The 13,634-nt window shown below is 58.2% G+C and carries 11 protein-coding genes; 4 read left to right on the top strand and 7 right to left on the bottom strand.

The genetic code is table 11. From position 1 onward, the window contains the following. Positions 1 to 14: 14 nt before the first annotated feature. The 3 genes from ASG35_RS27705 to nadC form a co-directional block, all read right to left on the bottom strand. Entirely contained in the window at positions 15 to 1,358 is a 1,344-nt protein-coding gene (locus ASG35_RS27705) for an MFS transporter (protein WP_056365278.1), read from the bottom strand. An 82-nt stretch (positions 1,359 to 1,440) separates the two neighbouring features. Further along, positions 1,441 to 3,246: a phosphonate metabolism protein/1,5-bisphosphokinase (PRPP-forming) PhnN gene (gene phnN, locus ASG35_RS27700; RefSeq protein WP_056365275.1), complete on the bottom strand. Its 1,806-nt coding sequence runs from the start codon at positions 3,244 to 3,246 to the stop codon at positions 1,441 to 1,443. A 7-nt stretch (positions 3,247 to 3,253) separates the two neighbouring features. After that, positions 3,254 to 4,090, bottom strand: coding sequence for a carboxylating nicotinate-nucleotide diphosphorylase (gene nadC, locus ASG35_RS27695; RefSeq protein ID WP_056366072.1), 837 nt, complete (start codon positions 4,088 to 4,090; stop codon positions 3,254 to 3,256). Between the two features lie 509 nt (positions 4,091 to 4,599). Here nadC and ASG35_RS27690 point away from each other — a divergent pair. After that, positions 4,600 to 5,088 carry a cupin domain-containing protein gene (locus ASG35_RS27690; RefSeq protein WP_056365271.1) on the top strand — a complete coding sequence of 163 codons (489 nt, stop codon included), beginning with the start codon at positions 4,600 to 4,602 and terminating at the stop codon, positions 5,086 to 5,088. Between the two features lie 145 nt (positions 5,089 to 5,233). Then, a complete protein-coding gene (locus tag ASG35_RS27685; protein ID WP_082508641.1) occupies positions 5,234 to 6,457 on the top strand; it encodes a GGDEF domain-containing protein in 1,224 nt (407 codons plus the stop codon). 23 nt (positions 6,458 to 6,480) lie between these two features. On the opposite strand, the gene ASG35_RS27680 is transcribed toward ASG35_RS27685, so the two are convergent. Beyond that, entirely contained in the window at positions 6,481 to 7,155 is a 675-nt protein-coding gene (locus ASG35_RS27680; RefSeq protein ID WP_056365269.1) for an HAD family hydrolase, read from the bottom strand. Between the two features lie 236 nt (positions 7,156 to 7,391). Between ASG35_RS27680 and ASG35_RS27675 the strand changes: the two genes are divergently transcribed. Next, on the top strand, positions 7,392 to 8,591 hold the full coding sequence (locus ASG35_RS27675; RefSeq protein ID WP_056365266.1) for a glycine C-acetyltransferase: 1,200 nt from the start codon (positions 7,392 to 7,394) through the stop codon (positions 8,589 to 8,591). Between the two features lie 15 nt (positions 8,592 to 8,606). After that, complete coding sequence (tdh, locus tag ASG35_RS27670; protein WP_056365264.1) at positions 8,607 to 9,635, top strand: L-threonine 3-dehydrogenase; 1,029 nt, start codon at positions 8,607 to 8,609, stop codon at positions 9,633 to 9,635. 42 nt (positions 9,636 to 9,677) lie between these two features. Here tdh and ASG35_RS27665 read toward each other — a convergent pair whose 3' ends face one another. The 3 genes from ASG35_RS27665 to xylF form a co-directional block, all read right to left on the bottom strand. Beyond that, positions 9,678 to 10,874, bottom strand: a complete 1,197-nt coding sequence (locus tag ASG35_RS27665; RefSeq protein ID WP_056365261.1) for a sugar ABC transporter permease — start codon at positions 10,872 to 10,874, stop codon at positions 9,678 to 9,680. Then, positions 10,871 to 12,427, bottom strand: coding sequence for a D-xylose ABC transporter ATP-binding protein (gene xylG / locus ASG35_RS27660; protein WP_056365259.1), 1,557 nt, complete (start codon positions 12,425 to 12,427; stop codon positions 10,871 to 10,873). The genes ASG35_RS27665 and xylG overlap by 4 nt, the downstream gene beginning before the upstream one ends. 76 nt (positions 12,428 to 12,503) lie before the next feature. Continuing rightward, a complete protein-coding gene (xylF, locus tag ASG35_RS27655; RefSeq protein ID WP_056365256.1) occupies positions 12,504 to 13,547 on the bottom strand; it encodes a D-xylose ABC transporter substrate-binding protein in 1,044 nt (347 codons plus the stop codon). Positions 13,548 to 13,634 lie beyond the last annotated feature (87 nt).

Here is a 13,634-nt window from a genome sequence, read left to right as displayed (position 1 = left end):
GCGTTGCCCGATCATCACGATGGCACTTCTTCGGAAGCTTCAGCGCTGATGGCCGACGCAATCCCTTTATTCGACGACGTCGCCAACTCCGCTGAAGGTGTATCGAACAACGGTTTTTCCGGATGAACGAACAACCAGAGCACGGTTCCCAGTCCAGCGGCCACCGCAATGACTACCAGCGCGCTGGCCCAGTTTCCGGTCAGCTTGACCATGAGTGCAACGCTCATGGGTCCCGCCACATTCGACGCCGCGCCCCACAGATTGGTCCAGCCGGACATCACGCCGGTGAAGCTGCGACCGAGATCCTGCGTGGCGGACCACACCACGACTTGTACGAATCCCACCGCGGCAAACGACAAACACAGGAAGCCGATGACCGCTGCAATGTTGACTGCGAATGAAGCGAGACACAACGTCACGGCGCTTACGAGAAAGCCCACCATCGCGACCGGCACGCGAGCCGCCCAGACCGATTGAGTCCGTTTCAATATCTTGTCGCACACGATGCCTGCTGCAAATACAGCCACGAATACCGCAATCCATGGAAGCGATGCGGCGAACCCCATCGACTTGAGCGACAGTCCCCGGGCACGCATCAGGTAGGTGGGCAACCATGTCGTGTAAAAACTCTGGATCAATACCAGCAGGAAGTATTGAATGCCGAACAGCCAGAAACGCGGATGCTTCAGGCACTTCAGGAATACGCCCTTCACCGCGACTTCGGAATCGGTTTGCCCGGCCGAGATATAGGCGGCCTCCTCCGCACCGATCAAGGGATGTTTCGCGGGGACATCGCGATATCCGAACCACCATGCAACGCCGAGCAACATGCCGATTGCGCCGAACACATAGAACACGGAATGCCAGCCGAACTGCAGGATCATCCATGCGGTGAGCGGCGCCGAAACGATCGGCCCAAGGTACAAGCCGCCGAGAAGGAATGAGTTCCCCTTCGCGCGTTCGCTTTTCGGAAACCATCGTTTTACTGCAAGCACGCCGCTCGAGAAGTCCGCCGACTGCGCTCCGCCAAGCAGCGCGCGGCAACCGACGAGCCAGTTGAATCCCGTTCCAAGCGGCGTCAGGATCATCATGAACGACCAGAGCGCGCTCGTGCCTGCCAGTACCTTGCGCGAACCGTGACGCTCGGCCATGCGTCCCGCCGGAACTTGACCGAGCGCATAGGCCCAGAAATAAATAGTCAGGATAACCGACATTTCTACCAACGATAGACCTAGCTCTTTCTGAATGGTAGGCGCCGCGACAGTCATGGCCGCCCGATCCAGCGTCATCACGAAGGTGATGGGAGCGACCAGCATCGAAACAATCCCCCACCGCAACTTGCCGATCTTGTTTGGCATTTAATCACTCCAGGTGATAACGGGTCACACGGATTATAGGAAACCAAAAGAAACTGGATTTACGTCCCCAAAATTCGAGGGGTCAGGCGGAAACGCGGATAGAGGGCGAGAACCGTTCCGCGGATATATCGTGTGTAGCGAGATGTTTGGCGGACTCGGCTGCATTGGCTACGGCTTCAGCGTCGTTACCGTAAATTTGGAACAGCACGTCGCCGGCTTCCACGGTCTGACCGGCAGACACAAGCAGATCCACGCCGGCGCTCAAGTCGTTCGGCGCACCCGCCGCGCGCGCAATGCCTGCTACCGCCCAGCCGTCCACGCTTGTGATTACGCCGCTGTGCCGAGCCACGACTTTTCGCACGTGTTTGCCGGGCAAAACAGGACGTGCGCGTCGGCCCTGTGCATCGATAATGCGTTCAAACGACGCCAGCGCCTTCCCGGATTCAAGCAAGGACTCGGCCATTTCGCGCCCCTTCGCAACCGTTCCCACGTCGGGCGCCCAGGCGAGGATTTCCGCAGCGAATTGCAGCGCTTTTTCCCGGAGGTCGGAGGGCGCATCCACCGCATTGCTCAGTACCAGCCTGACGTCCCGCACTTCGAGCGCAGGCCCTACTCCGCGTCCGATCGGACCTTTTCCATCGGTCACCATGGCCTTGACGTGCATGCCAAGCCCCGCGCCGACGTATTCAAAAAGCTGGCCCAGCGCTCGCGCTTCGCTTTCATTTTTCAGCTTGGCGCGAGGACCATAAGGCAAATCGATAATGACGTGCGTGGACCCCGCAGACCATTTCTTCGAAAGAATGGATGCAACCGACCAGCGATTTGAATCGAGTCCCAGCGGCCGGGTGAACGCATTGATCCGGTCGTCGATCAACGAGTGATTCAAGCGCCCGTTCCACGCAATACAGCCGCGCGCTTCTTTCACGCACTGCTGGACTTCGGCTCGTGTGAGATCAACGCGGGCAACGGTCTCCATTGCATCCGCAGTGCCCGCCGCCGATGTGATCGCGCGCGATGATGTCTTCGGCATCGTGAGCCCGAACGCCGTGACGATCGGCACGACAATCAGCGTGATCCGGCTGCCGGGAATTCCGCCCATTGAATGCTTGTCAACGAGGATTTGTTCATTCCACTCGATGCGAGGCGACAGCTTTGCACGCACCTTTGCAAGCGCAAGCACTTCGGGGTCGCTCAAGTGCTGCGACGCATGCAGCAGAAACGCGTTGATATCGCGATCGGAATAACGCAGCGCGAGAATGTCATCCAGCACCGCGCCGTATTGGGATTCGTTGAGTACGTCGCCGGCAAGCTTGGCTTTCATCGCGGCCATGCTCGGCGCAGGCGGTTGCGTTGCGCGGTCGAGCGCGGCAACAAACCGTTCGATGCCCTCCTCCAGCGTTCCGTCGTTCGATACCTTGATGACCTCGACATCCGCCGGGAACGGTTCAACCTTGCGCATCACACGTTGCTGGACTTCTTCTTGCGTTTCCCTGCCCCGCGCGAGAATGCGCTCGGCAAGCACCGACGCTGGCGCGGTCACCTCGACAACGACCATGCGCGGAACCCGCGTGCGCAGCGTTTCAACCATCGCGCGGGACCCGTTGGCAATGACGTGGCGGCCTTGCGAAAGCACATCGAGCAATTCGCGGCGCAAGCCATATCTCAAGCCATGAGCCGACCATGTAAGCAGGAATCCGCCCTGACATTCCATCGCCGAAAATCCGGCTTCATCCCGCGCTTCGTGAGCCTCTCCGGGCGATCCGTGAGCCCGGGTGATGACCCGTCGTGCGATCACGAACGGACGGTCCGAATCGCGAACAGCATCGATCAACGAGTCCTTGCCCGCACCGCTTGGGCCTACGACGAAAAAGAAGATCCCCTCGGACATGACGTGGTTACTCCGCTTCGTCAAGACCGATGTCTACACACAAGGAAGCCTGATTGATCTTGCTCGTGGAAATGTAATCCACGCCTGTTTTCGCGATCTCGCCGATGGTCGAAAGATTGATGCCACCCGATGCTTCCAGCTTCGTGCGGCCGCCGACGAGTTCCACGGCCTTCGACATCTCCGCCACCGACATGTTGTCGAGCATGATGACGTCCACGCCTGCGTCGAGTGCCTCTTGAACCTGTTCGAGCCGGTCGCATTCCACTTCGAGCTTCGTCAGCACCGGCAGTTGGCGGCGCGCGCGCTGCACGGCTTTCGCGATGCCACCGCAAACCGCAATGTGGTTATCCTTGATCATCACGCCGTTATCGAGTCCGAGCCGGTGATTCAAGCCTCCACCGCACGTGACGGCATGCTTTTCCAGCATGCGCAGGCCGGGCGTGGTCTTGCGTGTATCGATAAGGCGAGCGCGCGTACCTTCGACCGCTTTAACGTACTCGGCCGTCAGGTTCGCAATCCCCGACATGCGCTGCACGATATTGAGCGCCGTGCGTTCCGCTGTCAGTACGCTCCTGGCGTTGCCGCGCACATCGAGCATGACCGCGCCCTTCTTCAGCCGGTCGCCGTCGCTGACGCGCACTGTGACTTCAAGGGTCGGGTCATAGCGCTTGAACACGCGCGCTGCGACGTCGATTCCTGCCACGATCAGGTCCTCGCGTGCATTCATGTAGAACGCACCGATTTCATTCGCCTCGATCATGACCTGAGCGGTCAGATCGCAGTATCCGATGTCTTCCACCAGCCACATGTCGATCAGCCGGTCAGTTTGAAATACGTCGTACATTGCCATCTCCTGAGTTTTGTAAATGGATCGATCAACCAAAAACATCTTGCTTGCCATTTCATACGTATGCCTAAACATACGCAGTTGAATCCGATCCGGCTTGGCTGGGCAGAATCAAGTTGTCTTTTAAACGTGCTCTTCAAAGGTTGCCGGCGGTGCTTCATCGCCGACCTTGAATTTACTTAGCGCTCTAAGTTAATGAGTGAACTCTAGCGTACACATTATTTTTTTCCAAGAAGTTTTCATATTGTTTTTCTGGTGCACGCATGCCATTTTCTGGGGATAAATTGCTGCGCATGCACATGTATCGGGAAAACGCGGATGGACCTCGTTTCCAGGAATCGATCTTCTAGATATGCATATACAGCGTGTACGCTTGAATCTCGCGGATGACTTCCGCTTTCGGTTCGGCTAGCGAATCGTTCTCGGAATCGCCGTCGTCTTTGTCGCCAGCGTCCGCTCGACTTTCGGCCGGTATCATCGTTGTTCTTGTAAGAGGGAAAACAAAAATGAGCCGACCTGAATTCATCAAACACTGGACCGAACTGGAAGAATCCGAAGCGCATGTGTATCGCGGCGACACTGAGCGCATGGCGTTCGACGCGCCCCTTTCCGAGGCGCTCGGCATCACGCGTATCGGCATACATCATGTAAGGCTTTCGCCAGGCCGGCGCACGTCGTATCCACACGCCGAGAGTACTGAACAGGAGTTCGTGTATGTGCTCGAAGGCAAGCCGGACGTCTGGATCGACGGTGTGCTGCACACCATTGCAGAAGGCGATTCTGTTGCGTTTCCGGCAGGCACCGGGATTTGCCATACGTTCATCAACAATACGAAAGACGATGTAAGGCTGATGGTGATCGGTGAACGGCCGCGCGATGACAATCGCATACGTTATCCGCTGAACGAAGCGCATGAACGTACGCGCGCCGACCGCTGGCTAGATTGGCCCGCCAGACCGCTTGGCGGCCACGACGGCATGCCCGACCGGGGTTGATCAAAGCGCAACCATCCTCATTAAAAAACGTCCACGGCGATCGTTCGCGCACTAATAATTTCCCAGCTAAACATCCTGATCTTGCGCAAGATAAAAATGACTTATCATGTTGCCCCAAACGGCGACATCGAAAAAATGGCGAGAGATGGCAGAACTGACCGAAATTTCACGGTTTGACGCCGGGACGAATTTCAAACTCGACCGGATCTGGTCCGAGTTCGAAGACGCTTCTGTCGAGCACGAGTTCGAGCGCTATCAACGCGTCGCGCACCACGCCGCGCTTGTGCGCACCCTCATTTTCTGCAGCCTCTTCTACGTGGCCTTCGCCATTACCGATGTGGGCGCACTCGGCTATTCCCGCGGGACTTTCGCCCTTTTCCTGGCGCGCTGCCTGGTCGCGCTGACCTGCGCGATCTGCTTGCGCGCAGCAAACACGCATGACAATTCCGTGCCGGCGCTGCGCGCGGCAGCGAGCGTGGTGGAAGTCGTCGGCTTCGCGGTGTTCATGCTGATCACCTGGCTGCGACCCGGCGGGATGTCCGTGCACGAGATGTCCATGTGCATCATGCTGATCGTCGCGTATAACTTCATTCCCAACAAACTGGTCTACGCGTTGGTCATCAACGTGATCGCCACAGTTTCGTTTGTCGCCATTTCCTCTGCGTCGCGCATGCTCGATCCATCGTCGTTGCTGACATCGTCGATGCTGCTTCTTTTCACGAATGCGCTCGGTTATGTCACCGCCCGACGCCATAACCGGCTCGCGCGCGACGAGTTTTGTCAGCACGCGTTACTGCGGAATCTGTCCGTTCGTGACTACTTGACGAGTTGTTTCAACCGTCGTTATCTGACCGATGTGTTGTTCAACGCCGAGCTGCAGCGAGCGCGCAAGACGAAATCGAAACTTGCGGTCGTGCTATGTGACATCGATCTGTTCAAGCTGATCAACGACAGTTATGGCCATCCCGCTGGCGACGCGGTCATCCGGACGTTTTCGGCTTTACTGTTGGCGCACACACGCCATGATGTCGACAGCGTCATTCGTTATGGCGGAGAAGAATTTGTCTTGCTGCTACCGCGAACCGATATTGCCGGCGCTACCGCGCTTGCCGAACGAATGCGGCAAGCATTTGAAATGGCGGCATCGAAAGCATGGGACGGTCGTGAGATACGCGCTACCGCGAGCTTTGGCGTGGTAGTCGTGGATTGCGCACGGGACACGGCGCGCGTGAGCGAGGACAGCGTGATCGGAGCCGCCGACGCGCAGCTCTATCGCGCGAAAGACGCAGGGCGCAACAGGGTCTGCGCGAATCCTTCGCCTATAGCGACAGACGAGGACGCAAGCGAGGGAATGATCGAGGCAGTTTGAAGTGTGACTTCATAGCCGTGATTTCACGGCCGCGCCGCGACTTCGTCGAGGTGGTACAGAAGGTCCGCGGGGTCTTCATACACACGTAATGCACCCGAGCGTTCCAGTTCCTCGGTGCCATAACCGCCCGATAACAAGCCGACGCCAAGCGAGCGGCATCGGCGTGCGGCCAGCATGTCCCAGATGCTGTCGCCAACCACTACCGTATGCTCTATTGGCACGTTCAGGCGCTCGGCCGCTGCAATGAACAGGTCCGGGTCGGGCTTTGCATATTTCACGTCGTCACGCGTCACGACCACGGCTTTGGCGGGATCGACGCCTAACGCCTCAAGATTGAAAGCGGCTGTTTCCATGCGCCCGCTCGTTGCGATGGCCCAACGCGTGCCGGCTTGCGTGAGCGCGCCGAGCAATTCGCGTGCGCCAGGCAACGGGCAAACCTGAGCGCGCAGACGCTGGTAAGCCTCGGCATGTGCGCGGCGCAAACGCTCCACCCGATCTTCACTGATTTCACCATGCGTCTCGCGCAGAAGTTGATCGGTGAAAAGACCGCCGCTCATCCCGATCTTGCGATGAATCCGCCATACAGACAGCTCGATCCCTTCGGCATCGAGCGCTTCTTTCCATGCAAGCACGTGCTGATAAACGCTGTCTACCAGCGTGCCGTCCAGATCGAACAAAAATGAAGTTTCGATTCGCATGATTTATTCCGGTTAGTCGCGCGCTTTAAATTTCATCGAGCGAATTTGGCTAGCTTACGCCTGGATTGCAGGTTCCGATCGAGGCCCGTTGCTAAAATGAATCCACGAAATGCTTTTAGGGAACGCGATCAAATCCGCTAAGCTGACGCCTGATCAAAAGGCCGAGAAAACTGCCGGTGAACGCAACGCCATCAAAAGTGGCCAAGCGGACCTGGCATTACAAAGGAGACTAATCCATGCACGATCCTTATATTACGCACGCGCGCAGCACGCTCGATCAAATTCGATCAGACGGCTTCTACAAGGCCGAGCGCGTCATATCGAGTCCTCAATCCGCCGATATCCGGCTCGCCGCCGGCCAGGAAGTGCTGAACTTCTGCGCTAATAATTATCTCGGTCTCGCGAATGATCCGCGCCTGGTCGAGGCAGCAAAAGCCGGCCTTGATCGCGACGGTTTCGGCATGGCGTCGGTGAGGTTTATCTGCGGCACGCAGAGCGTTCACAAGGAACTCGAACAAGCGCTCGCGGCATTTCTGCAAACCGACGACTGCATTCTCTATTCGAGCTGCTTCGATGCGAACGGCGGTTTGTTCGAGACCTTGCTCGACGAATCAGACGCAATCATTAGCGACGAACTGAATCACGCAAGCATTATCGACGGCGTGCGTTTGTCGAAGGCAAAACGGTACCGCTACAAGAACAACGACCTGAGCGACCTGGAAGCCAAGTTGCGTGAAGCCGATGCAGCCGGCGCACGCTTCAAGCTGATCGCAACCGACGGCGTATTTTCGATGGACGGGATCATCGCCAATCTCGCCGGCATCTGCGATCTTGCGGATCGGTACGGCGCAATGGTCATGGTCGACGATTCGCACGCGGTAGGTTTTATCGGCGAACAAGGGCGCGGAACGCCCGAGCATTGCGGCGTGCTTTCGCGCATCGACATTATCACGGGTACGCTCGGCAAAGCGCTGGGCGGCGCTTCGGGCGGCTATGTTGCGGCACGCCGGGAAATAGTCGAATTGCTGCGGCAGCGTTCGCGGCCTTATCTCTTTTCCAACACGCTGACGCCGAGCATTGCAGCAGCGACGCTAAAAGTGCTCGAACTGCTTGCAAGCGACGAAGGCGCTCGTTTGCGCTCTCGTGTGAGCAGCAATGGCGCGCATTTTCGCGGTTCAATGAGCGCGCTTGGTTTTACGCTCGTGCCCGGCGAACATCCGATCATCCCCGTGATGCTCGGCGACGCCCAAGTTGCATCGCGCATGGCCGACGCACTGCTGCATGAAGGTGTCTATGTGATCGGATTTTCGTTTCCGGTCGTGCCCAAGGGCCGCGCCCGCATCCGCACGCAAATGAGCGCCGCGCATACGCCTGAACAGATCGACCGTGCCGTCGACGCGTTTGCGCGCGTCGGCCGTTCATTGGGCATCATTTAGGACATCGAGACGATCATGAAAGTATTGGCAAAGCTGGAACGCGCGCCGGGACTCACAATGACGCGCGTGGAGAAACCCGAGGTCGGGCACAACGACGTGATGATCCGCATCACGCGCACTGCAATCTGCGGCACCGATATCCATATCTGGAAATGGGATGACTGGGCGCAGAAAACCATTCCTGTTCCCATGCATGTTGGTCACGAATACGTTGGCGAGATCGTCGAGATGGGACAGGAAGTGCGCGGGTTCGCGATTGGCGATCGCGTGTCAGGTGAAGGGCATATCACGTGCGGATTTTGCCGGAATTGCCGCGCGGGACGCCGGCATTTGTGCCGCAACACGGTGGGCGTGGGTGTGAATCGGCCCGGCGCGTTTGCGGAATTCCTGGTGATCCCGGCGTTCAACGCGTTCAAGATCCCGCCGGAAATCTCCGACGACCTTGCTGCCATCTTCGATCCATTTGGTAACGCCACGCATACCGCGTTGTCGTTCAATCTCGTCGGCGAAGACGTGTTGATTACGGGCGCCGGTCCAATCGGCATCATGGCAGTAGCGATCGCCAGGCATGTCGGCGCGCGCAATGTGGTGATTACCGATGTGAACGAATATCGGCTCGAGCTTGCGCGCAAGATGGGAGCCACGCGTGCCGTGAACGTGTCGCAGACTTCGCTGCGTGACGTGATGGCGGAACTTCACATGACCGAAGGGTTCGATGTCGGACTCGAAATGTCCGGCGTGCCGAGCGCGTTCAAAGGTTTGCTCGAGTCGATGAATCACGGCGGCAAGGTCGCGATGCTCGGCATCCCGCCGGCCGAAATGGCGATCGACTGGACGCAAGTGATTTTCAAGGGACTGGAGATCAAAGGCATCTATGGGCGCGAGATGTTCGAGACCTGGTACAAGATGGTCGCCATGTTGCAGAGCGGACTCGATCTATCGCCCATCTTGACGCACCGCTTCGCCGTCGATGACTATCAGGAAGCATTCGCCGCGATGCTTTCCGGGCAAAGCGGCAAGGTGATTCTGGACTGGACGGTGTGATCGTCCGCGCTCGAAGGCAGATGCATGCCTTCGAGCGTTGGCCTATCGCCGGTCGCCGGATATGACGTCGATCCAGACCGCGAGCACCAGAATCCCGCCCTTCACAATCATCTGCCAATAAGAATCGACATCGAGCATCGACATGCCGTTATCGAGGCTCGCCATCACCAGTGCGCCGATCAGCGCGCCGTACACCGTGCCGGAACCACCGCGCATCGACGTTCCGCCAATGAAGCACGCAGCGATTGCATCGAGTTCGCCCATGGTTCCCGCCGACGGCGATCCGGCCGCCAGTCGCGCCGTGTTGATCAGACCGCCGAGAGCGCACATCAATCCCATCAGCGCAAAGATCATCAGCTTCACGCGATTCGTATTCACACCGGACAAACGCGTCGCCTCCAGATTGGAACCGACTGCGTAGATGCGCCGTCCGAACACGGTCTGCGTCGCGATATACGTAAAGATTCCGAGCAAGGCCAACAGCAACAGCACGGGCACGGGAATGCCGCCATAGCGGTTCAGCGTAGTGACGAACGCGACCAGGACAAGACCCGCTGCGACTATCTTCACGCCGTCCTGCCAGAGCGGCACGACCGCAAGTTTGTATCGCTGCCGGTTCTGGCGCTGACGCACGGTCAACGCAACGAGGATCACGAACAGGACCAGCGCAAGCGCATTGCCGGCGAGTCGCGGCAAATATCCTTGCCCGATGAAAACCAGATTCTCCGATGCAGGCGCAATAGTCGACCCGCCCGTCACGCCGAGCAACACGCCGCGATAAGCCAGCATGCCACCGAGACCGACAATGAACGAAGGCACGCGCAAATACGTCGACCACCAGCCATTGAAAAGTCCGATCGCAATGCCAAGCAGCATCACGGCAGGCACGGTGAACTGAATCGGCCAATGATGCGAGACATCGAGAATGGCGGCCACGCCACCCAGCAACCCGAGCAACGACCCAACCGACAAATCGATCTCACCGGCAATGATTACGAACACCATGCCGCACGCAAGCATGCCGGTAATCGACATTTGCCTGAGAAGGTTCGAGAGGTTCCGCGGCGTGACGAATGCGCCGTCGGTCAGGAATGAAAAGAAGATCCAGATGACCGCGACGGCAAGCAGCAGCGCAAGCAATTTATAGCGCGTGAACACTTGCTTGAAGCGCTGACCGGAACTCGCGCGGACGCCACTAGCAGCGCTGCGCTTCGGGGACGACGTAACGTCAGGTGTCATGCGACGCTCGCTTGAATAGGGGTTGACCGGGACGTTGCGCCAATGGCGGCAGCCAGGATATGTTCTTGCGTGAGCCCTTCGTTAATGAAATCGCCGCGCAATTCGCCCTCGCCTATCACCAGCACGCGGTCGCTTACGCCAAGCACTTCATTGAGCTCCGACGAAACCACGATGATCGACACACCTCGCCGCGCCAGCGCGAACATCAGCTTGTAGATCTCGAACTTGGCGCCGACATCCACGCCGCGGGTGGGTTCATCGAGGATCAGGATGGCAGGGTCGGTAAGAAGCATCTTGGTCAGCACGGCTTTCTGCTGATTGCCGCCCGACAAGCTCGCGATGGACAACATGGGCGTCGCCGCGCGCACCGACAAGCGCTTCATCTCGGTGTGAATGGTGTCTAGTTCGGCCGCGGAATCGATCCGCCCGCCCTTTGCGAAGCGGCTCAGCACGGCCAACGTGATGTTATGGCCCACGCCCAGTTGCGGCACGATGCCATGGCGCTTGCGATCTTCAGGCACCATGCCTATGCCCGCGTCGATTGCATCGGCCGGCGTCCTGATCTTGAGTTTTTTTCCGTTCAGATAAACGTCCGCTTCGCTCACACCGGGATACGCGCCGAATATGGCTTGCATCAGCTCGGTTCGTCCTGCGCCGACCAACCCTGCCACGCCAAGAATTTCGCCTTTGCGGAGCGAGAACGATATGTCATCAACGCGTTTTCTCTGCGCGTTCGTGACATCGAGACATGTCACGTTCCTGGCCTCGAAAATGACCTCGCCAATCTCATGCGGCTCGCGCGGAAACAGGTTCTTGATTTCGCGGCCGACCATCATCGCGATGATCGCGTCGGTGCTCAAACCTTGCATGGGCTGCGTGGCGACATGCTTGCCATCGCGGATCACGGTAACGGTATCGCACACGGCTTCCACCTCGTCGAGCTTGTGGGAGATGTAAACGCAAGCGACGCCGCGCTTTTTCAAGTCACGCACGATGTCGAGCAAGATGCTGATTTCGCTCGCCGTCAGCGAAGACGAAGGTTCGTCGAGAATCAGCAGCTTTGCGCGCTTGTTCAAGGCCTTCGCAATCTCGATCAGTTGCTGATGACCGCCGCCATAGTTCATCACCGGCTGCGCCACGTTGATACCGTAAATGTTGAGACCGCGCAGCAGTTCGTCGGCACGCTGGTACATCGCGGCGTAATTCATGCGGCCGCCGCTTAGCGTTATTTCATTGCCGAGAAAAATGTTCTCCGCCACCGACAATTGCGGCACGAGCATCAGTTCCTGGTGAATGATGACAATGCCGGCGTGCTCGGTATCGCGGATGTTCATCGCGCGTAAAGCGTGTCCTTCCCAAAGGATTTCGCCATCCCACGTTCCGTGTGGATAGACGCCCGACAGAACCTTCATCAGTGTTGATTTGCCCGCGCCATTTTCGCCGCACAAGCCCACGCATTCACCGGCCGCGACCACCAGGTCGATACCATCGAGCGCCTTCACTCCACCAAACGTCTTGACGATGCCGTGCATTTCCAGCAGCGCATTTGCCATGCGTATGTCCCTGACGTGTTTGCGCGTGAAAGCCGTTTTTGGGCCTTCACGCACGGGCTCATCGATGTGTCGATTGTCAATTGCCAGCCAGTTGCGACTGCGTATAAAACCCGTCCTTGATGACGGTATCGACATTGGCTTTCGTCAGGAGCGTAGGCTGCAGCAACACGGTATCAACCTGTTTCTTGCCGTTGTCGTACTTGGCGTTATAGGCGGGCGGTTGCCCTTTTGCCAAGTCGACCGCGAGTTTGGCTGCGTCGCCCGCAATCAGCTTGAGCGGCTTGTAGACTGTCATGGTCTGAGTGCCGTCAACCAGTCGCTTGACCGCGGCGAGGTCCGCGTCCTGCCCCGAGATCGGCACCTTGCCCGCGAGTTTTTGCGCAGCAAGCGCCTGGATCGCACCGCCGGCCGTGCCGTCGTTGGACGCCACAATGGCATCGATCTTGTTGTTGTTCGCCGTCAGCGCATCTTCGGTAATGCGCAGCGCGGTCGCGGCGCTCCATTCCGGCACCCATTGCTGGCCCACGACCTTGATATCGCCACGATCGATAGCAGGCTTCAGGATCTTCATCTGGCCTTCGCGCAGCATCTTCGCGTTGTTGTCGGTCGGTGCGCCGCCCAGCAGAAAATAATTACCCTTGGGCTGCGCGTTGAAGACACCTTGCGCCTGCATTTCGCCTACTTTTTCGTTATCGAAGGAAATGTAGGCATCCACGTCTGCATCGAGAATCAGGCGGTCATACGACACGACCTTGATACCCGCCTTGCGCGCTTCCGCCACCACGTTGCCGAGCGTCTTCGAATTGAAAGGCACGATCACGATGACATCCACTCCGCGCGAGATCAGATTTTCGATCTGCGAAATCTGGCGCGCTTCGCTGGCATCGGCGGATTGCACCGATACCTTGGCGCCGAGTTTGGTCGCGGCTGCAACAAAATAATCACGGTCGCGCGACCAGCGCTCGACACGCAAGTCGTCGATGCAAAAACCTATTTCGGGTTTGTCCTTACTCGCATGAGCCAGCGATGGAATCAGGGATACGCTGGCGAACATCGCACCACACGCGAACGTGGCCAGGATGGAACGGCGCATTGCAGACTTCCGCGTTGCAGACTTCATGTCTCACTCCTTTTTATGGTTGACTAGCCGATGCGTCTCCCCGCGTAGCCGGTCAAGGCCACGCGTGTGCGAGAGAAAGGGACGTCG

It is taken from the genome of Burkholderia sp. Leaf177 (assembly GCF_001424345.1).
Lineage (GTDB): Bacteria > Pseudomonadota > Gammaproteobacteria > Burkholderiales > Burkholderiaceae > Caballeronia.
This window is presented reverse-complemented; position numbering and strand designations above follow the sequence as displayed.